Raw genomic sequence first — 20,721 nt, 5'->3', positions numbered from 1 at the left:
GCCATGCGTGTGCTGCTGACCGGGCACAAGGGTTACCTGGGCACGGTGATGGCCCCGGTGCTGGCCGCCGAAGGCCACGAGGTGATCGGCCTCGACTCCGGTCTCTACGACACCTGCGTCCTGGGCCCGAAGCCCGAAGATCCCGAAGGTTTCGAGGTCGACCTTCGTGACGTCACGGCCGAGCACGTGGCCGGGGTGGACGCGGTGATCCACCTGGGCGCGCTGTCCAACGATCCGCTCGGTTCGCTGGCGCCGGAGCTGACCTACGACATCAACCACCACGCTTCGGTCAAGCTCGCGAAGCTGGCGAAGGACGCCGGGGTCAAGCGGTACCTGTACGCGTCGACTTGCTCGGTGTACGGCGCTTCGGGCGGAGACGGCCTGGTCGACGAGGACGCGCCGCTGCGCCCGGTGACGCCGTACGCCGAGTCGAAGGTGCGGGTGGAGGACGACGTCCAGGAGCTCGCCGACGACGACTTCAGCCCGGTGTACATGCGCAACGCCACCGCGTTCGGGTTCTCGCCCCGGCTGCGCGGCGACATCGTGCTCAACAACCTGACCGCGCACGCGCATCTCTCCGGTGAGGTGCTGGTGCTCTCCGACGGCACGCCGTGGCGGCCGCTGGTGCACGCCAAGGACATCGCGCGCGCGTTCGCCGCGGCGCTGGTGGCACCGAAGGAAGCCGTGCACGGCAAAGCGTTCAACATCGGCACCGAACGCAACAACGTGACCGTCGCCGAGATCGCCGAAGAGGTCGTCGAGGCCGTTCCCGGCTCGACGCTGCGGATCACCGGCGAGGCGGGCGCGGACCCGCGGTCGTACCGGGTCGACTTCTCCCGGTTCCGCGCGGCGATCCCCGGCTTCGACTGCGACTGGTCGGTCAAGGACGGCGCGCTCGAACTGATCGAGGCCTACAAGACCCACGGCCTCACCGAACACGGCTTCCAGCGCCTGTTCACCCGGCTCGCGCGGCTTCAGGACCGCACCGCCGCGGGCGAACTCGACGACACCCTGCGGCGTCGCTGATGTCGAACAGGGATCTGGAGACGGGCGCCGACCTGCGAAGGCTGGTCGAGCGCCTGTATCCGCTGTGCCGCAGCATCACCGGCGACGGCGTCCGCCGCACGCTGGAGATCGTCGGCGAGCACGTCCCGCTGGAGATCCACGAGGTCCCCACCGGCACCCGGGTACTGGACTGGACGGTGCCGCAGGAATGGAACATCCGCGACGCGTACATCAAGGACGCCTCCGGCCGCCGCGTGGTCGACTTCGGTGAGTCGAACCTGCACGTCGTCGGCTACAGCGTCCCGGTGTCGCGGAAGATGCCGCTCAGCGAGCTGCGCGAACACCTGCACACCCTGCCGGACCAGCCGTCCTGGGTGCCGTACCGGACCAGCTACTACGCGCCGACCTGGGGTTTCTGCCTGGCACAGGAAACGCTCGACGCGATGCCGGACGGCGAGTACGAGGTCCACATCGACTCCACGCTGGCCGACGGGAGCCTCACCTACGCCGAACACGTCGTGCCGGGCGAGGTCACCGACGAGGTGATCATCTCCTGTCACACCTGCCATCCGTCGCTGGCGAACGACAACGTCGCCGGGATCGCGATCGCCGCCGCGTTCGCGCGGACGCTGGTCAAGCCCCACTACACGTACCGGTTCCTGTTCATGCCCGGCACGATCGGCGCCATCACCTGGCTCGCGCGCAACAACGACCGCGTCGGCCGGATCAAGGCGGGGCTCGTGCTGGCGTGTGCCGGCGACCCGGGATCGTTGACCTACAAGCGAAGCCGCCGGGGCGACGCCGAAATCGACCGCGTGCTCGCGTACGTCCTGGCCGACCGCGCGCACAAGATCGTCGACTTCTCGCCGTACGGCTACGACGAGCGCCAGTTCTGCTCCCCCGGCTTCAACCTCGGCGTCGGCTCGCTGACGAGGACGCCGTACGCGGGTTATCCCGAGTACCACACCTCGGCCGACAACCTCGATTTCGTGTCCACGGAGGCCATGGAGGAAACCCTTCAGACCCTGAAAGACACCTTCGCCGTCCTTGACCGCAACCGCAGCTACGTCAATCTCAGTCCCTACGGCGAGCCGCAACTCGGCAAGCGCGGGCTGTACGACTCGCTCGGCGGGCGAAGCGACGCGAAACAAGCCCAGATGGCCATGCTCTGGGTGCTCAACCTCTCGGACGGCGAGCACAGCCTGCTCGACGTCGCCGAGCGGTCCGGGCTGCCGTTCGATTCCGTCGTCGCCGCCGCTCGGGCGCTGCACGACGCCGGATTGCTCAAGGATTAGAGGCCCCATGCGATCACTTCTGCGTTCCCAAGCCGTCCGGGCCATGGCCGGACGGCTCAGCTGGGGCCTCGGCGACCAGGCCGTTTCCAGCATCACCAACTTCGTGGTCGGTCTGTTCGTGGCGCGCTCGCTCGGCACGTTCGCCTTCGGCATGTTCAGCCTCGCTTGGGTCAGCTACGGCGTGGTGCTCAACCTTTCGCGCGGGCTGACGACGGATCCGCTCATGGTGCGGTTCTCCGGGGTGTCCACCGAATCCTGGCGGACCGCGACCGCCAAGGCGACCGGGACGGCGCTCTCCACGGGTGTCGTCGCCGGTGCCGTCAGCGCGGTCGCCGGTCTCGTGGTGGGCGGCCCCGTCGGCGGCGCGTTCGTCGCGCTCGCCTTCGTCATCCCGACGTTGCTGCTGCAGGACGCCTGGCGGTTCACCTTCTTCGCCGCGGGGCACGGGAAGAAGGCGTTCGTCAACGACGTCGTCTGGGGCGTCGCGCTGATCCCGGCGCTGTTCATCGCGCACCAGTGGTTCGACACGGTCGTCGCGTTCATCCTGGCGTGGGGCCTGTCCGGGGCGGTCGCCGCCGGCTACGGCTGCCTGCAGGCCGGGGTCCGCCCGGATCCGCGCGGGACGCTCGACTGGCTCAAGCACCACCGCGACCTCGGCACCCGCTACCTGATCGAAAACGTCAGTAACAGCGGCTCCACCCAGCTTCGGATGTACGGGCTCGGCGCGATCGCCGGGCTCACGAGCGTCGGCGCGGTCCGCGGCGCCGAACTGCTGCTCGGACCGTTCTTCGCGCTTCTGATGGGACTTTCCCTGGTCACCGTGGCGGAAGGCGCGCGGGTGCTCCAACGGGCCCCGCATCGCCTCCGCCACTTCTGCGCCGTGCTCGGCGCGGGCCAGGCGGCCGCGGCCCTGCTCTGGGGTCTCGCCTTGCTTCTGGTACCCCACGACGCCGGCCGGTTCGTCCTCGGCGACGTGTGGGATCCCGCCTCCGAACTGATCCTCCCGGTGACCATCGGTATCGCCGCGGCGGGATTCAACACCGGGGCGGCCGCCGGATTGCGTGCGCTCGGCGCTGCGAAAAGGAGCCTTCGCGCCCAGCTGATCAACTCGGCCGGCTACGTCGGCTTCGGGCTCATCGGCGCCTTCTTGGCCGGGGCGTCCGGATCCGCCTGGGGGGTCGCGTTGGCGATCACCAGCGGATCCGCGGTGTGGTGGCTGCAACTCCACTCCGCTCTCAAAGAGCATCTGACTTCGGAGAAGGAAGAAATGAGGACGTCATGAGCACCGCTCCTCGGCTGAGCATCGGGCTCCCGGTCTACAACGGCGAGGACTACCTCGCCGAATCGCTGGACGCACTCCTCGGCCAAAGCTACGAGAACTTCGAGCTGATCATCTCGGACAACGCGTCCACGGACCGCACCGAAGAGATCAGCCGCGAGTACGCGAAGCTGGACTCCCGTGTCCGCTATGTGCGCCAGCCGGTGAACATCGGCTGCGCGCCCAACCACAACTACTGTGTCGACGTCGCCCGCGGCGAACTGTTCAAATGGGCGTCCGACGACGACCTCTACGCCCGTGACCTGCTGGAACGCTGTATCGAGGCACTCGACGAGCACCCCGAGTTCGTCCTTTCGCACTCGTGGACGGCGATGATCGACGAGAAGGCCGTCGTCACGCAGGCACTGGAGTACCCGCTCAACACGGTCTCGCCGCACGCCGCGGAACGCTTCCGCAGCACGCTGTTCGCGCCCGGCGGGGACGACGACGGCGCGGTCATCCGCACCGAGGTGCTGCGCCGGGTCGCGCCGCTGGACAGCTACCACCACGCGGACCGCACGATCATCTCGGAACTGGCCCTGCACGGCCCGTTCCACCAGGTGCCCGACTGGCTGTACTTCCGGCGCGACCACCCCGGCCGCTCCGAACACGAGCACCCGACCGTGCGCAGGCGCGCCACCAACCTCGACCCGAAGCGCGCCGACAAACTGCGCCACCCGATGGTGCGGCTGCTCGGCGAATACGTGCTCGGCTACGTCAAGGCGATCCGCAACGCGCCGATCTCCGGCGCGGAGAAGCGCGAATGCTTCCGCTACCTGCGCCAATGGATGCTGAACCGGGCGGGGAACCCGGCCATGGGGCGAATGCCCGTCCAGGCCGAGGCCGAGCTGGGCCCGCGTGAAGTGTCCGTGGCCTCGGTCGTCGCCGGCCAGGAGGGACGAGTCCCTTGACCTCGCCCGTGAGAATCGGGCTGTTCGGGCTCCTCGGATCGGGAAACCTCGGCAACGACGGTTCCTTCGAGGCGGTTCTCGGGTATCTGCGCACGGAACATCCGGGCGCCGCGCTCAGCGTGATGTGCGGCGGTCCGGAAATCGTCGCGTCGCGCTACGGACTCGAAACGACCGCGTTGAACTGGTACGAGGGCGAGTACCGAACGGCATCGGGACCGCTGTCCATCGCCGCGAAGGGCTTCGGGAAACTCGTCGACATCTTCCGCACGGTGGCGTGGGTGCGGCGTCAGGACGTGGTGATCGTGCCGGGGATGGGTGTCCTCGAATCCACCCTTCCCTTGCGTCCCTGGGGTTTCCCGTACGCGCTGCTGCTGCTTTCGATGTCCGGCCGCCTGGTCGGCACGAAGGTGGCGCTGGTGAGCGTCGGCGCCAGCGTGAGCACGCACCGGGTCACCCGGTCCGTGATCGGCTGGGCCGCGCGGCTCGCGACGTTCCGGTCCTATCGGGACGAGCCGTCGCGAGACGCGATGCGCGCGATGGGCGTCGACGTCGCGGACGACCGCGTCTACCCCGACCTCGCCTTCGCCCTGCCCGCGCTTTCCGAGCCGGTGCTGCCCCGGTCCGTCGGGGTCGGGGTGATGGCGTACCACGGCGGGAACGACGACCGGCACCGCGCCGCCGAGATCTACGAGTCCTATGTGGACAAGATGACCCGGTTCGTCGCCGGGCTGATCGCCGACGGCCGCCCGGTCCGGCTGTTCATCGGCGACCGGGCCGACGCGCAGGTCGTCGACGAGATCATGCGGGAACTGGAATCCCCACTGCTCGCCGCCGCCGAAACGGCCACGTTGGACGAGGTGATGCGGGCGATGTCGGCGGTCGAGACCGTCGTCGCCACCCGGTACCACAACGTCCTGTGCGCGCTGAAGCTGGCGAAACCGACGTTGTCCATCGGGTACGCCCGCAAGAACGAAGTCCTGATGACCACGCTGGGACTCGGCGAGTTCTGCCAGTCCGCCAAGGAGATCGACTTCGACGCGCTGGTGCGCCAGTTCGCCGAACTCGAGTCCAGGGCGGGCGAACTCACCGAGATCGTCGCGAAACGAAGCGCGGAGCAGGCGCGACTGCTGGACGAGCAGTTCGCCGCGCTGTCGGCCGCCTTCCTGCCGATGGGAGTCCGATGAAGGTGATCCCGGTGCCCGCCATCGCGGGCGCGTACCTGTTCGAGCCGACGCCGCACGCCGACGAACGCGGCTTCTTCAGCCGCACCTTCGACGCCGACGTCGTCCGCTCGGCCGGGATCGACCCGAACGGTTTCCTCCAGGACAGCGTTTCCCGCTCCCGCAAGGGAGTGCTGCGCGGGATGCACCTCCGTTCGGGGCTCGGCGAGGCGAAGCTGGTCCGGTGCTCGTGGGGCGCCGTCTTCGACGTCGTCGTCGACCTGAGGCCGGATTCGCCGACGTTCCTCGGCAAAGAGACGTTCGAACTCTCCGGGGAGACGCAGGTGTCGCTGTACATCCCGGCCGGGTGCGCGCACGGGTTCCAGGCGCTCACCGAGTACGCCGACGTCTCCTACCGGATCGACCGCGCGCACGATCCCGCCGAGGACGTCGCGATCGCCCACGACGACCCCGAACTGGCGATCCCGTGGCCGCTTCCGGTGGCGCTCATGTCGGAACGGGACCGAGCCGCGCTCCCGCTTTCCGCGGTACTACAGAACACGAGGTGAGAGCATGACCCGTCAGCTGCCCAAGTCCATGCGGGCCAACGAGCGCCTCCACGCGATGATCCCCGGCGGGGCGCACACCTACGCCAAGGGTGACGACCAGTATCCGGAGAACCTGGCACCGGTCATCTCGCACGGGCTCGGCGCGCATGTCTGGGACGTCGACGGGAACGAATACATCGAGTACGGCTCGGGGCTGCGCGCGGTCAGCCTCGGGCACGTGCACCCGAGGGTGAGCGAAGCCGCCCACCGCGAGATCGACCGGGGCGCCAACTTCGCCCGTCCGTCCATTGTGGAGGAACGGGCGGCGGCGAAGTTCCTCGAAACCGTGCCGACCGCCGAGATGGTCAAATTCGCCAAGAACGGCTCGGACGCCACCACGGCCGCGGTCAAACTCGCCAGGGCGGCCACCGGCAGGCCGCTGGTGGCGATCTGCCGCGACCACGCGTTCTTCTCCATCGACGACTGGTTCATCGGTACCACCGCGATGTCGGCGGGCATCCCGGACGGGATCACCGATCTCACCGTGTCGTTCCCCTACGGCGATCTCCCGGCGACGGAGCGGCTGCTGCGGGAGAACGCGGGGCGGATCGCCTGCCTGATCCTGGAGGCGTCGACCCAGCTCGAACCGCCCGCCGGCTACCTCGTCGGCCTGCGGGAACTCGCCGACCGGTACGGCTGTGTGCTGATCTTCGACGAGATGATCACCGGTTTCCGCTGGTCGGAGGCGGGCGCGCAGGGGCTGTACGGGGTCACGCCGGATCTCTCGACGTTCGGGAAAGCGCTCGGCAACGGGTTCGCCGTCTCGGCGCTGGCGGGCAAGCGCGAACTGATGGAACTCGGCGGGCTGCGCACCGGCGAGGACCGCGTCTTCCTGCTGTCGACCACGCACGGCGCCGAGACGCATTCGCTGGCCGCCGCGATCGCGGTCATGGAGACCTACACCGAAGAAGGCATCGCCGCGCGGCTGCACGCGCTCGGCGACCGGCTCGCCGCCGGGGTCCGCGAAGTCGCGGCCTCGGCCGGGGTCGGGGAACACGTCGTCGTGCGCGGCCGGGCGAGCAACCTCGTCTTCGCCACGCTCGACGCCGAGAAGAACCCGTCGCAGGAGTACCGCACGTTGTTCCTGCGGCAACTGGTCACGGGCGGGGTCCTCGGACCGTCGTTCGTGGTCAGCAGCGCGTTGTCCGAAGAAGACATCGACCGGACGGTCGAAGTGGTCTCGCAGGCCTGCCTCGTGTACCGCAAAGCGCTCGACGCGGATGATCCGGCACCGTGGCTGGGTGGCCGTCCGGTGAAGCCGGTATTTCGGAGAAGGGTATGAGTTCAGGGATCGCATATCGCTCGACCGGCACGCGGGTGTTCTGCACCGCGTTGTCCGTACTACTGCTCCAGGTCGCCGTTGAGAACACAGCGGTGGCGTCCGAAGAGCCGGCTCGAGGGGTGTGCGGCACGACCGTCGGCGTCCCTTCCGCCCCGGAAGGCGCCCAGGTCGTCGATCCAGGCACCGATCTGACCGACAAGACCCGGTTCAGCCCGCCGGGAACCACGTTCTGGCTGTCACCGGGCGAGCACACGCTGAGTTCCGACCAGTTCGGCCAGGTGATGCCGAAGGACGGCAACGTCTACCTCGGCGCGCCCGGCGCCGTGCTCAACGGGCGCGGGATCAACCGCGCGGCCTTCACCACGCAGGCCAAGGACGTGGTGATCCGCGGGCTGACCATCCGCGGTTTCGTCGCCGAACGCGACCAGGGCGTGGTCAACCACGACTCAGGCGAACGCTGGACCATCGAAGGCAACGTCATCGAGGACAACGACGGTGCCGGGATGATGACCGGATCCGGCCAGCGGGTGATCGGGAACTGCCTGCGGAACAACGGGCAGTACGGCATCAACGCCTACCGCTTCGGCGGCGGGCTGACCGGTCTGGTGATCGAAGGCAACGAGATCACCGGCAACAACACCGGCGATTGGGAGGCGAAGATCCCGGGCTGCGGTTGCAGCGGCGGGGCGAAGTTCTGGGCCGTGAACGGCGCCGACGTCACCGGCAACTGGGTCCACCACAACCACGGTGTCGGGCTCTGGGCCGACACGAACAACAACGATTTCCTCATCCAGGACAATCTGATCGAGGACAACGCGTCCGAAGGCCTGTTCTACGAGATCTCCTACAACCTGGAGCTGATCGGGAACACCTTCAACCGGAACGCGCTGGTGCAGGGCCGGAAACGGGCAGCCAAGGGCGACAACTTCCCGGTCGCCGCGGTGTACCTCAGCGAGTCCGGCGGCGAACCGAGGCTGCCCGCCCGGACCAGCCGGATCGACATCCGGGGCAACATGTTCTCCGACAACTGGTCGGGGATCACGCTGTGGGAGAACGCCGACCGGTTCTGCAACAGCCCGGCCAACACGTCCACGCTCTCGTGCACGGAACTGGTCTCCCCGACGTCCGCCTGCTCCGCCCCGGGCATCGCGACCGAGCCGCTGTACGGCGACTGCCGCTGGAAGACACAACGCGTTTCGGTGCACGAGAACACCTTCGAGTTCGACTCGGCGATGGAAGGCTGCCTCGGCCTGTGCGGGCGGATGGCGGTGCTCTCGAACTACGGGACCTTCCCGTCCTGGTCGCCGTACCGGGGCGCCGTGATCTCGGAGGCGATCACCTTCCGGCAGGAGAACCGGTGGTACGACAACCAGTACTACGGACCGTGGACGTTCGTCGCCCACGACACCTCACGGCGGCTGACCGCGGCGCAGTGGCAGGCGGCGCCCTATCTGCAGGACACCTGCAGCGGCTTCGGGGAGACGGTGACCTGCTGAAGGTTCACCTGTAAGTGTCCATCTGGGACCGTCCATACTGGCTTACCGTTTCAGTATGCCCGCGTTCCTCGTTGTCCTGCTGCTGCTCGCGACAGGAGTCGTCCCGGCCTCGGCGGCTCCTGTCGCGGCCTGCGCCGCGGGCCCGGTCAGCCCGGGGAAACCGGACGGTGCCGTGGTCGTCTCCCCGGGCACGGACCTTTCCGCGAAGACACGCGAACTCCCGGCCGGCACGACGTTCTGGCTGACCGACGGCAAGCACACGCTGGGCCCGGACGAGTTCGGGCAGATCATCCCCAAGGACGGCAACGCCTACCTCGGCGCCCCCGGTGCCGTGCTGGACGGCGGCGGCGTCAACCGCTACGCGTTCACCCAGCAGGCTCACGACGTCGTCATCCGCGGCCTCACGATCCGCGGTTTCGCGGCGCCCCGCGATCAGGGCGTGGTGAACCACGACTCGGGGGAACACTGGACCATCGAGGGCAACACGATCGAGGACAACCGCGGCGCCGCGATGATGGCGGGACCGCGTCAGCAGGTCATCCGGAACTGCCTTCGGAACAACGGTCAGTACGGCATCAACGCTTATCGAGCGGGCGACGGGATCACCGGGCTGCTCGTCGAGGGCAACGAGATCACCGGCAACAACACCGACGACTGGGAGACGAAGGAACCCGGCTGCGGCTGCACCGGCGGCGCGAAATTCTGGGCGGTGAACGGCGCCGACATCCGCGGCAACTGGGTGCACCACAACCACGGCGCCGGCCTGTGGGCCGACACGAACAACAACGACTTCCTCATCGAAGACAACCTGATCGAGGACAACTCTTCCGAAGGCCTGTTCTACGAGATCTCCTACAACGTCGTGGTCCGCGGGAACACCTTCCGGCGGAACACGCTCGTGCAGGGCCGGGCTTTCGCTGCCCGGGGCGACGATTTCCCGGTCGGGACGGTGTACATCTCGGAGTCCGGCGGTGAGCCGCGGGTGCGGGCCCGGACTTCGCTGGTGGAGATCGTCGACAACGTTTTCGAGGACAACTGGTCCGGAATCACCCTGTGGGAGAACGCGGACCGCTTCTGCAACAGCCCGGCGAACACTTCCTCCGGCTCTTGCACGCTTCTCGTCCCCTCGGTCTCTTCGTGTTCCGCGCCGGGCATTTCGTCGCGTCCGCTGTATGACGACTGCCGGTGGAAGACACAGCGGGTTTCGATTCACGGCAACAAGTTCTCCCACGGATCTTCCTGCTCGGGGTATTGCGGGCGGATGGCGCTTTTGGCGAACTTCGGCACTTATCCGGAGTGGTCGCCTTATCGGGGTTCTTCCGTTTCGGACGCGGTGACGTTCCGGCAGGAGAACCGATGGTATGACAACGCTTATTCGGGTGAGTGGCGGTTCGTGGTTCATGACACTTCGCGGACTGTGGGGGTTTCGGGGTGGCAGGGGGCTCCTTACTCGCAGGATGCTTGTAGTTCTTTTGGGGACGGTGGGTGCTGAGGCGCCGGGGTGCGACGACTGGGCTTGCGCGACGATGTAGGAATTGGGACGTTGAGTGTCCCAATTCCTACATCGTCACCATCTTTTTCTCATGAGAGGACCTTTCATGCACTCTGCGAGGGAGAACTGTCGGTACCTGGTTGCACGATGATCCGGTGCAACGAGGATCCTGGACCACCAATCCCCTGCTCACCGCCCCGGGCCATCCGGAGGTGGTCCGCGCGACCGAGCTCGAAGAGATCGGCGTGCCACGCCGGACCATCTCCCGTCGATGCGCGGCGGGCGGCCCCTGGCGAGCACTGCTCCCCGGAGTCGTGCTGCTGAGCAACGGCACACCGACCGAGGAGCATCGAGTCCGCGCCGCGTTGCTCCATGCCCGACGAGACGCGGTGCTCACCGGCGTCTGGGCGCTCCGCCGACATGGCTTGGAAAGAGTTCCCGATCAGGAGGAGGTTCATGTCCTCATACCGGCGAATCGCGGTGTGGCCGACGCCGGATTCGCCCGAATAGAGCGAACTCACCGCCCACCTCGTCCCCACCTCCGCGGCGACCTCCCCGTCGCCCCCGTCCCCCGAGCCGTCATCGACGCCGCCCGAAGACTCACCGACGAAGACGAGATCCAGGCGATGATGGCCGAGTCCGTCCAACGTCGCTTCTGCACCGCCGAAATGCTCACCCACGAACTCGACCAAGCGGGAAGAACCGGAACCGCGCTCCCCAGACGAGCCCTGGCCCCGCTCCTCGCCGGAGCGAGATCCGTCGCCGAGGCCGACGCTTGGCGGCTCTGGCGAAGATCCGGCCTCCCGCCGGGGCATTGGAACGTGCCGATCTTCGACGCGGACGGCAACTACATCGCCACCCCGGACTTCTGGTGCGACGCATGTGCTTTCGCCTGGGAGATCGATTCCTACCGTCACCATGCCGACCTCACCGGCCATCGCGCCACCGTCGCGCGCAACGCGCGTTATGTCGCCGCGGGGATCGTCGTGCTTCAGACCTTGCCGTCCCGTCTGCGAGCCGAGCCGGCGCAGGTCGAGCGCGAGCTGTTGGCCGCGTTCCGGACAGCGCAGGCGCGGCCGCGGCCGAACATCAAGCTGGTCGCGTGAGTGCTGCTTCTGGGCTATCTCGCCCACAGCGCGATAGCGATCCTCCGCAAACTCGACGGGCTCTCCGAAGCCGACCTCCGGTGGTCGACCGTGCCATCCGGGTGGACGCCGTTCGGTGTCGACTTCTCGTGGCCGGGCACGGCCGAACAGGAATGGCTCATCACGCCGGACGACGCCATCGCCCGGGATCATCGCCTTCTCCCATGGCGAGTGCCCGGTTGGCGGCTGTCACCCCCTTGGACGCCCTCGCCGCACGGGCGACGCGCCGCAGCGGCGTCGAGGAGCACCCGACCTTCGCCTGGGTTCTTTTCCATCTCGCGCAGAGCTTCGCCCGGCACGCGGGTCACGTCGACGTCGGCCGGGAACTGTTCGACGGCTTCACCGGGAAGTGAGCCGGTCCACCGCCCACCCCACCACCGGCACCACCGCGACAGCGACCCCGAACCCCCCGAAGGTGTCGGTCGGATAGTGCGCCCCCAGCGCCACCTCGGCCCACCCCATCGCGAGCCCCGCGAAAGCGACCAGCCCCACCAGCACCGAGGCACCACCGACAGTCCCGAGGCCGCGCACGTCGATCACCAGCAGCCCCACGACGGTCGCGACGGTCACCGCGAAGGCCGTGTGCCCACTCGGGTACGAGAGGAATTCGCCGTGGATCAGCCTGCCGACCAGGGGTTTCAGCCCGGTGGTCAGCGCCACCGTCACACCGCTCGCCACCACCATGAGGATCGCGATCCGCTGCCGCCGGTGCCGCAGGCACAACCAGCCGAACAAGGCGATCACCACGATCGCGCCCACCGGTTCGCCCGCGAAGTCGATGGCGGTCGCCAGGTACCAGAGCGGGCCTTCGACGCGGTCGACGACGGGGAGTACGAGGGCGTCCAGTCCGGCGGTGTGCGAGCTGCCGGCGTAGCGCAGGCCGAGGACGAGGGCGACGACGAAACCGAAGGCGCCCAGGGTCCAGAGCGGGATTCGCGCGCGCGGCGGGATCGCGGGCGGGCCTGTGATCACGCGTCGATCGCGGCCTGGTAGCCGCCGACGAGCCGTTCGAGGCCGACCTTCGGCGTGAACTCCTGTTCGTACACCAGCCGCGCCGCCCAGCCCATCTCCTGGTTCCGTTCGGCGTCGCCGACGATCTCCCGCAGGCGAGCCGCGAGCGACTCGGGGTTCCCTGGCTCGTGCAGCAGGCCGGTGACGCCGTCCTCGACGAGTTCGAGGAAGGCGCCGTGGGCCGCGGCGACGGTGGGGACGCCGGCGGCCATCGCTTCGACCACGACCAGCCCGAACGCCTCCAGCCATTCCGACGGGGCGATGACGGCGTTCGAGCGGACGATCAGCTCTTGACACTCCACTTTGGACTGGAGGCCGACGTAGCGGACGTCGTCGCGGCCGTGGGCCCAGCGCGCGACCTCGTCCTGCATCGGGCCGGTGCCGGCGATCACCAGCGGCGGCAGCGGGCCGCCCGCCGCGACGAGCCGATCCCAGGCCTTCATCAGCAGGCCGATGCCCTTTTCCTCGGTGATCCGGCCGAGGAACAGCAGGTGCTCCCCCGCGCCCTTGCGCGTCTTGCCCGGGTCGGTGACGAAGTTGTACTTCACCGCGAGCCGGTCGGCGGGCATCCCGGCGGCGATCAGGATCTCACGTTGCGCCCGCGAGATGCAGAAGAACTTCGAGACACCGGACCACCAGCGCTTGCGGTTCAGCACCATGCTCGCCGCCATCGGCACGGTGGCGAGCCCCGAATCGCGGTAGCACCCGTGCCGCACCGCCGGGATCGGCTTGCGTCCCACGCAGTCGGTGCAGATGTAGCCCTCGCGGTACAGCGTGCCGGGCGGGCAGATCAGTGTGTAGTTGTGCACGGTCGCGACCGTCGGCACCCCGGCGTCCGCGCACGCGGCCAGCACCGACGGCGAAAGCAGCGGGAACGTGTTGTGGACGTGGACCACGTCCGGCCGGTCGTCGGCGAGGCGCCGCGCCAGTTCCGCGCGCACGGCCCGGTTCCACGGCACCTGCAGCGGGACGACGGCCTTGCGCGGCAGCGACATTTCCGCGATGTCGTCGCTGCGCCGCTCGAACAGGCTCACCTCGTGCCCGGCCTCGGCGAGCAGCGCGGTCTCCTGGTCCACGACGTTGTTCTCGCCGCTCGGCTGCTCGGATCGATACCGGTTGTGGATCACGAGGACCTTCACACGGACTCCTTGGAAAGCTCAGGGTCGGCTCGTACCAGTAGCGACGCGGCCAAGGCCAGGTGCAGCAGGTACGGCGACGCGTCGCCGAGGCCCGCCTCGGTGTAGGAGGCGGAAAGACAGTAGGTGATCAGGAAGATCGCGCAGACCCTGGCCGGCGACGGCGGCCGCAGCACCGCGACCACGACCAGCACGAGCAGGAACGCGGCCACGATCGCGATCCCGACATAGCCCTGCTCGTGGTAGACGGCGAGCCAGCTGCTGTCGATCGGGAGCCCGTCGTAGGACTTGTCGGTCAGCCCGACGCCGAACAGGTACTCGAGCGTCGTCCGCGGCGCGTCGAGCAGCGCGTCCCACACCTTCGCGCGGCCGGTGAGGCTCGAGAAGTTCTCCTCCGACTGGCCGCGCAGGAACCAGGTCTGCAGCAGCCCGCTCAGCGCCACCGCGCAGAACACCCCGACGAGCACCAGCCCGGTGAACACCTTGCGCGCGCGGGCGCTGGACATCCACTGCGACATCAGCGCCACCACGGTCCCGGCCACCAGGCCGAGCATGGCGGTGCGGGTGTGGGTCAGCAGCAGAATCGCGAACGACGGCACGATGACCACCAGCGCGTTCCGCCGCTCCAGTTTCCCGCCGAGCCACAGCAGCGTCGTGAGACCGATGACGATGGCCGCGTACTGGCCGACCTGCGGCGGCGTCAGCGGCCACAGCGTGCCGGTGAGCCGTCCGCCGTATTCGAACGGCAGCGCGTTGCCCGGGCCCAGCGCGAGCCCGATGACCACCGTCACCAGCACCACGCCGTAGGCCCGGATATGCGTGCGAACGAGATCTAGGCTGCCGTTCCACCAGCGGGTCAGCAACCACAGCGTGCTGATGAACAGCGCGAACCGGAAGCAGCGGAACAGCGCGCCGAAGCCGCCTTCCAGGTTCAGGCTCGCGACCACGCTCAGCACCAGCAGCACCGTGAGCAGGAAGAGATAGGCGCTCGGCCGGATCCGCAGCCGGGCGTTCAGCGCGAGCGCGATCACGAACGCGGCGCCCAGCGCGCCCATGGTGATCAGCTGGCTGACCGACCTCGGCAGCGGGATGACCGTCTTCGCCCCGGTCGAGCCCAGGGTGTTGATGATCAGCAACGTCCAGGCGATGCCGACCGCCTTCGGGGTGCTGCGGATCGCCGCCGGACGGACCGCGGGTTCGAGCATGTCAGCCACCTCCCGCACGCGTCAGTTTGCTGCCCTGGTCCTGTTTGTAGGGCGCGCCCTGCCACTCGCCGAAGCCGAGCACGCGGCTCGGCTCGAACGCGACGAAGTTCCACGGCCCGGAGTAGACGTTGTCGTAAAGCCGGTTGCCCTGGCGGAACGTGATCGCCTGCTGCACGACCTCGCCCTTGTACGGCGACCAGTCCGGGTACGTGCCGAAGTTCGCGAGCATCGCCATCCGCGCGCAGCTCTCCTCGCAGCCCGCGACGGCCGGGTCGAGGACGAACCGGTTGTGGTGGATCTCGACGCGCTGGGTCTTCCAACGGCAGTCGGCGTTCAAGCCGCCCGACGTGATCGCCGGCTGCGCGCATTTCGCCTGGTCCGGCACCAGCCGGGTGCAGGAGCCGGACGACGTGTTGGCCGGGCTGTTGCAGAACCGGTCGGAGTTCTCCCACAGGGTGACGCCGTTCCAGTTGTTCTCGAACGTGTTCCCGGAGATCTCCAGCTTGTCCGTCCGTGCCTTCACCCTCGGCTCGCCGCCGGATTCGGAGACGTAGATCGACGCCACCGGGAAGCTGTCGCCGCGGTCGATGTAGCGCTTGCCGTCCACCCAGTTGTTGCGGCGGATGGTGTTGCCGGTGATCACGGCGTTGTAGCTGGTCTCGTACATCAGCGCCGAGCCGTCGTTGTTCTCGATGACGTTGGCCTCGATGCGGAAGTCGTTGTTGTTCGTGTCGGCCCACAAGCCGACGCCGCGGTTGTCGTGCACCCAGTTCCCGGTGATGTCGGCGCCGTCGACCGACCAGAACTTGACCCCGCCCGAGCAGCCGCAGCCGTCGATCTTGGCTTCCCAGTCGCCGGTGTTGTTGCCGGTGATCTCGTTGCCCTCGACGACGAGGCCGGTGATCCTGTTGTGCTGGGCGTAGGCGTTCATCCCGTACTGCCCGTTGCGGCGCAGGCAGTTCCCGCGGACCTGCTGCCGCGCGCCCGCCATCAGCGCCGCGCCGTCGTTGTCCTGGACGGTGCTCTGCTCGATGACCCAGCCGTCGGCCGAGTCGTGGTTGACGACGCCTTCGTCGTGCGGCGCGGCGAAACCCTGGACGGTCAGGTTACGGATCTTGACGTCGGCGGAGTTGCCGGAGAAGGCGTACTGGTTGATCTTCCGGCCGTCGAGGACCGCCTTCGGACCGCCGATGTAGACGTTGCCCGGCTTCGGGTTGACCTGGTCGTAGCGGTCGTCGCCGAGCCGGTGCGTGCCCGGTGCCAGCCAGAACGTCGTCCCGGCCGGGTTCGAGCGGGTCTTCGTGGCGAGATCACCCGGCACCGCGGGGTCGATCTTCACCGCCCCCGCCGGCGCTTCGGCCGGGCCCTCCGGCAGCTTGTCGCACACCTGCGCGACGGAACCGGACGGCTGTTTGCCCGGATCCGGTCCCGGTCCGTCGGCCGGGGTCGTGCAGGCGGTGAGCGTCAACGAGCCGAGCAGCACCAGAAGCGCTGCCCGGCGGAGGCGGTGCGGTCGTGCGATCACAATGGTGGATCCTCGTTACCCGAATCGAAGGTGAGCACGCTGGTGAAGGTGGCCCCGTCGGCGGCGGTCCCGCCGCCGAGCAGGGTCCATGCGGGCTCGCGGCGGCCGAAACCCGCCGAGTACCAGCCCATCGGCGGCGTGGTTTCGCCGCGATGCGCCGACCAGGTGAGCTCCGGGGGGAGCTCGAACGAAGCCGTCCTGTCCTGGCCGTCGGCCGTCCACGACAGGACGGCCCTGCTCCCGGTCAAGGCGACCTCGACGGCGGGTCCGAGGTGGAACGCGAGGCGGCAGTGCCGTGCCTCGCCGCCGCGGACCTCGTCGAGAATCGTCAATTCGCTGCCGTCCAGTTCCACCGAACGCTGGTGCACCGACGGCGCGTAGCCGTCGTGTTCCGCGCTCCAACGCGACGGCGTCCCCGCCGCGATCACCGTGGTGACCGCGTGTTTCGTCCACAGGAACGGCCCGCCGGAGACGGACTGGTCGGTGCGGGAGAGTTCGAGCGTGTTGTGCCCGGCCGTGGACCGGAAGTACGACCGCCACTTCGGCTCGCCGTGGTAGCAGTACGTTCCGGGGTCGGCGAGGATGTCGACGCCGTCGTGCCGGACCTCCACCGAGAGCGCGTCCGCGTGCGCGTGGGCCGCGATGGACAGGAAGCCGTGCGGGCCGCCGTCACACCGGCACCAGAGCTCGCCGTCGCGCAGGATGGTCATCCCGGCGTCGGCGAAGTCGTCCCGCCGTCGCGCCGGACGCCGGGCGCCGACCTGGATGTCCTTGGCCAGTGCGGAGAAGAGCTGGGTACGGACGTCCCCGCCCGGCGTCTCCGGCCACCAGTCCAACCGTCCGAAAAGGACGGATCCGGTGTCGATCAGCGAAGCCCAGCGGCTGGTCTCGTCGCCGTCGACGATCAGCCCGAAGCCGTCGTCCGCATCGCCTTGCCGCGGCGGCCGCAACCGGTTGTCCACAATGGACGCGAGCGCGTCGGTCATCCGGAGCAGGACGAGCCAGGTCGACTCGGGCACCGTGACCCCGGCGGCCTTCGCCTCCAGCGCCCCGGCGAGCCCCAGTTCCAGGACGAGCCCGTGGTACTCGGTGGCGAGTTCCCGGTTCAGCCCGGAGTCGAAAGTGTTGTGCCGCAACATCTTGTCCAGCGACGCCAGCGCCGAGTCCCGCCACTGACCGGACTCGGGGAACCAAGCGAACGCGCAGGCCGCGGCGAGCTGCCCGGCGTCCTCCGCGATCACGTGGTTGTTCGCCGACGAACCCCGGCTCGGGAACGCGGCCAGCCAGCGCTGGTGATGCCAGATCTGATTGAGCGCCACGGGATTGTCCTCGAACAGCGCCGGGGCCTGTGCCCAGCCGTCGAGCAGCCGCCGGACCCAGACCCACGACAGCAGCCGGATGCCCAGCTCGATCCCGCTGACCCAGTGCACGCCGCGCATCGGCGGGTTGGCCGCCCACCACGACGCGAGGTGCGCGGCCACGCGTTCGGCGTACCGGTCCTCCCCGGTCAGGGCGTACGCGGCGGCCAGCACGGTGAGGTGCTGATGCCGCGACGGCTCCCAGATCTGCTTGATGTCGCCGACGGTCTCCTCGCTGCGGTACGGGATGTCGAAGGAGTACACATCGGACGGCGCCCGGCGGCCGGTCTTCGGGTCGTACGACCAGTCCGGATCGGCGAGGTCGTCCCGCTCGACACCGAAGTACTCGGCGCGCCCGTCCATCAGGCGGTCGGCGGTGACGAGCAGATCCTTCACCGCTTCGCCCGAGACGGCGGCGAGGACCTCCTCACCGGGCACCGTCGCGAACCGGCGATCCGGCAGCCAGACCGCCTTCTCCCCCGCGACCCCGCGCCACTGGCGTTTGCGCACGACGTCGGTGACCCGGCCCGCGATCTCGGCGGGCCCCATCCTCGACAGTCTTCGCAGGTACCAGGACGGATCCATCAGCCCAGCCCCTCCTTGGCGTTGATCCGCACCACGGAACCGGTTTCGAGGCTGCGGTTGACCGCGAGGGTGGCCAGCGTCGTCGAAACGAGCGACTCGACCGACACCGGCATCGAGACGCCGGTCGTCAGCGCGTTGACGAACGCTTCGAGCTCGGCGGCCTGGCCCTTGTCCCGGCCCTTGGGGATGCGGGAGCTCGCCCATTTCTTGCGGCCGAACACCGACGCGCGCGCGAAGTCGTCGAACTTCAGCACCTTGCCGTCGGCGGTGACGTCGATCGTCTCCTTGGGGAACGCCGAAGAACCGCTGGTGGTGTACGCGATCGACGCGGTCGAGCCGTCCGGGTAGCGCAGCAGGATCTGCAGGTCCTGGTGGCCGGGAGTCGCGGTGGCGTACACCGACACCGGGTCGGAGCCGAGCAGCCAGCTGACCGTGTCGATGAAGTGGCCACCCTCGCCCGCGAAACGCGAACCCTCGCTTTCGGCCTGGTTGTACCAGCTGCCGGCGTCGAGCTGACCGGCGTTGACCAGGTACCGCACGGAGGCCGGGCCGATCCGCGGCCCGAAGTGGAGCACCGACTCGTTCAGCAGCGGCGCGAACCGGCGGTTGAACCCGACCTGCAGCCGGTCGTTGCCGGACTCCTCGATCGCGCCGAGCACGATCTCCAGTTCCTTCTCCGACAACGCGAGCGGCTTCTCGACGAACACCGCCTTGCCTGCGAGCAGGGCGCGCCTGGTCAGCTCGGCGTGCGAGCTGTGCCTGGTCACGATGAACACCGCGTCGATGGAGGAGTCTTCGAGCATCGTGTCGAGATCAGTGGTGGCGCGGGCGAAGCCGAACTTGCGCTTGGCGTTCGCGCCGGAGAGCGCGGAGGTGGTGACGACCTCGGTGAGATCGACGCCCTCCATCTCCGCGAGATGCGGCAGGAGCATCGAGGACGCGTAGTTGCCCGCGCCGACGAACGCGACCCGCACGCCGCCGCCCTTGGGCACCGCCCGGACCGACGCGGTCTTCGGCATCGCGACCTCGGCGACCTGCTCGGTGGCCGCGACGGCGCGCTTCTCGTACTCGAACAGCACCGCGACGGCCTTGAGCTCGCCCTCGTTCAGCTTCCGGTACGTCTCCACGGCGTCGGAGAACGCCGAGACGTGCGAGATCAGCGGCTCGACGTCGAGACGGCCGCTGCCCATCAGGTCGACGACGCATTCGAGGTTGCGGCGCTCGGTCCAGCGGACCTGGCCGATCGGGTAGTCGCGGCCTTCGAGTTCGTACTCCGGGTCGTAGCGGCCGGGGCCGTACGAGCGGGAGAACCGGACGTCGAGTTCCTTTTCGTAATAGGCGTTCCACGGCAGGTTCAGCGAGCACTTGCCGATGTCGATCACCCGGCCGCGGTCGCGGGCCAGCTTCGCGGCCAGCTCCACCGGCTCGTTCGTGCTGCCGCCCGCGGCGAGGTACACCTGGTCGACACCGTGCCCTGAGCTGATCTCCGCTACCGCCGTGTCGACAACGCCGGACGCCGGGTCGCCGCACTTCAGGGCGCCGAGCCGTTCGGCCAGCGCGCACCGGGACGGGTCCGGGTCGACGCCGACCACGCGGACCCCGGAGGCGACCAGCAGCTGCACGACCAGCTGGCCGATCAGGCCGAGCCCGATGACCAGCGCGATGTCGCCGATCTGCGGTTCGCCCTGGCGGACACCCTGCATCGCGATCGAGCCGACCGTGCCGAACGCGGCGTGCCGCGGGTCGACGCCGTCCGGCACCTTGGTGTACAGGTTCTTGGGCACCCAGTTCAGTTCCGCGTGCAGCGCGTGCTCGTTCCCCGCGCACGCCACGTAATCCCCGACGGCGACATCGTCGATGCCCGCGCCGACCTCTTCGACCACGCCGCACAGCGAATAGCCCAGCGGCGTGTACGAGTCGAGCTTGTTCATCGCCTTGCGGTAGGTGGCGCCCAGACCGTTCGTGGCGACGCTCTGCATCACCTTCGCGACCTGATCCGGCCTGGCTTTCGCCTTGCCCACCAGCGAAAGGCTCGCCTCGGACACCTTCATCATCTCGGTGCCGGTGGAGATCAGCGAATAGGCGGTGCGGACCAGCACACCCCCCGGTTTGCACGCGGGCACTTCGACGTCGAGGAGCGCCAGCTCCCCGCTCTTGTAGTTCTGCACTACCTGCTTCACGTCGCTCCT

Annotated in this window: 17 protein-coding genes; 11 read left to right on the top strand and 6 right to left on the bottom strand. The window is 68.7% G+C overall.

Annotated elements, in window-relative coordinates:
• The first annotated feature begins 3 nt into the window (after window positions 1-3).
• The 11 genes from AORI_RS43860 to AORI_RS84120 all read left to right on the top strand — a co-directional run bounded on the left by AORI_RS43860 (window position 4) and on the right by AORI_RS84120 (window position 12,065).
• Window positions 4-1,026 (top strand): NAD-dependent epimerase/dehydratase family protein, encoded by a 1,023-nt coding sequence (locus tag AORI_RS43860; RefSeq protein WP_016331014.1) that lies wholly within the window; start codon window positions 4-6, stop codon window positions 1,024-1,026.
• Window positions 1,026-2,300 (top strand): DUF4910 domain-containing protein, encoded by a 1,275-nt coding sequence (locus AORI_RS43855; protein ID WP_016331013.1) that lies wholly within the window; start codon window positions 1,026-1,028, stop codon window positions 2,298-2,300. Before AORI_RS43860 ends, AORI_RS43855 begins: the two co-directional genes overlap by 1 nt.
• A gap of 7 nt (window positions 2,301-2,307) precedes the next feature.
• Window positions 2,308-3,582, top strand: coding sequence for an MATE family efflux transporter (locus AORI_RS43850; RefSeq protein WP_016331012.1), 1,275 nt, complete (start codon window positions 2,308-2,310; stop codon window positions 3,580-3,582).
• A complete protein-coding gene (locus AORI_RS43845; protein ID WP_016331011.1) occupies window positions 3,579-4,529 on the top strand; it encodes a glycosyltransferase family 2 protein in 951 nt (316 codons plus the stop codon). Before AORI_RS43850 ends, AORI_RS43845 begins: the two co-directional genes overlap by 4 nt.
• On the top strand, window positions 4,526-5,713 hold the full coding sequence (locus AORI_RS43840) for a polysaccharide pyruvyl transferase family protein (RefSeq protein WP_016331010.1): 1,188 nt from the start codon (window positions 4,526-4,528) through the stop codon (window positions 5,711-5,713). Before AORI_RS43845 ends, AORI_RS43840 begins: the two co-directional genes overlap by 4 nt.
• Window positions 5,710-6,258 (top strand): dTDP-4-dehydrorhamnose 3,5-epimerase family protein, encoded by a 549-nt coding sequence (locus tag AORI_RS43835; protein WP_016331009.1) that lies wholly within the window; start codon window positions 5,710-5,712, stop codon window positions 6,256-6,258. Before AORI_RS43840 ends, AORI_RS43835 begins: the two co-directional genes overlap by 4 nt.
• Window positions 6,259-6,262: 4 nt before the next feature.
• On the top strand, window positions 6,263-7,579 hold the full coding sequence (locus AORI_RS43830) for a glutamate-1-semialdehyde 2,1-aminomutase (RefSeq protein WP_016331008.1): 1,317 nt from the start codon (window positions 6,263-6,265) through the stop codon (window positions 7,577-7,579).
• Window positions 7,576-9,075, top strand: coding sequence for a right-handed parallel beta-helix repeat-containing protein (locus AORI_RS43825; RefSeq protein ID WP_016331007.1), 1,500 nt, complete (start codon window positions 7,576-7,578; stop codon window positions 9,073-9,075). The genes AORI_RS43830 and AORI_RS43825 overlap by 4 nt, the downstream gene beginning before the upstream one ends.
• Before the next feature lie 55 nt (window positions 9,076-9,130).
• Window positions 9,131-10,567, top strand: a complete 1,437-nt coding sequence (locus tag AORI_RS43820; RefSeq protein WP_016331006.1) for a right-handed parallel beta-helix repeat-containing protein — start codon at window positions 9,131-9,133, stop codon at window positions 10,565-10,567.
• Between the two features lie 155 nt (window positions 10,568-10,722).
• Window positions 10,723-11,673, top strand: a complete 951-nt coding sequence (locus tag AORI_RS83805) for a hypothetical protein (protein ID WP_228688290.1) — start codon at window positions 10,723-10,725, stop codon at window positions 11,671-11,673.
• Between the two features lie 203 nt (window positions 11,674-11,876).
• A complete protein-coding gene (locus AORI_RS84120; RefSeq protein ID WP_016331004.1) occupies window positions 11,877-12,065 on the top strand; it encodes a mycothiol transferase in 189 nt (62 codons plus the stop codon).
• Here AORI_RS84120 and AORI_RS43805 read toward each other — a convergent pair.
• Genes AORI_RS43805 through AORI_RS43780 form a run of 6 tightly spaced genes read right to left on the bottom strand, consistent with a single transcriptional unit; the run spans window position 12,052 to window position 20,712 of the window.
• The gene (locus tag AORI_RS43805; RefSeq protein ID WP_016331003.1) at window positions 12,052-12,684 is read right to left on the bottom strand and encodes a phosphatase PAP2 family protein; all 633 of its coding nucleotides are present in this window, start codon (window positions 12,682-12,684) and stop codon (window positions 12,052-12,054) included. The genes AORI_RS84120 and AORI_RS43805 overlap by 14 nt on opposite strands.
• A complete protein-coding gene (locus AORI_RS43800; protein ID WP_016331002.1) occupies window positions 12,681-13,862 on the bottom strand; it encodes a glycosyltransferase family 4 protein in 1,182 nt (393 codons plus the stop codon). The genes AORI_RS43805 and AORI_RS43800 overlap by 4 nt, the downstream gene beginning before the upstream one ends.
• Window positions 13,859-15,064: an O-antigen ligase family protein gene (locus AORI_RS43795; protein WP_016331001.1), complete on the bottom strand. Its 1,206-nt coding sequence runs from the start codon at window positions 15,062-15,064 to the stop codon at window positions 13,859-13,861. Before AORI_RS43795 ends, AORI_RS43800 begins: the two co-directional genes overlap by 4 nt.
• Before the next feature lies 1 nt (window position 15,065).
• Window positions 15,066-16,589: a right-handed parallel beta-helix repeat-containing protein gene (locus AORI_RS43790; protein WP_016331000.1), complete on the bottom strand. Its 1,524-nt coding sequence runs from the start codon at window positions 16,587-16,589 to the stop codon at window positions 15,066-15,068.
• Window positions 16,586-18,532: a heparinase II/III family protein gene (locus AORI_RS43785; protein WP_016330999.1), complete on the bottom strand. Its 1,947-nt coding sequence runs from the start codon at window positions 18,530-18,532 to the stop codon at window positions 16,586-16,588. Before AORI_RS43785 ends, AORI_RS43790 begins: the two co-directional genes overlap by 4 nt.
• Window positions 18,532-20,712: a bi-domain-containing oxidoreductase gene (locus tag AORI_RS43780; protein WP_016330998.1), complete on the bottom strand. Its 2,181-nt coding sequence runs from the start codon at window positions 20,710-20,712 to the stop codon at window positions 18,532-18,534. The genes AORI_RS43785 and AORI_RS43780 overlap by 1 nt, the downstream gene beginning before the upstream one ends.
• Between the last annotated feature and the right edge of the window lie 9 nt (window positions 20,713-20,721).

This window comes from Amycolatopsis keratiniphila (assembly GCF_000400635.2).
GTDB lineage: Bacteria > Actinomycetota > Actinomycetes > Mycobacteriales > Pseudonocardiaceae > Amycolatopsis > Amycolatopsis keratiniphila.
Note: the sequence above shows the minus strand (reverse complement) of the source record. Positions and strands in the feature narration are given on the sequence as shown.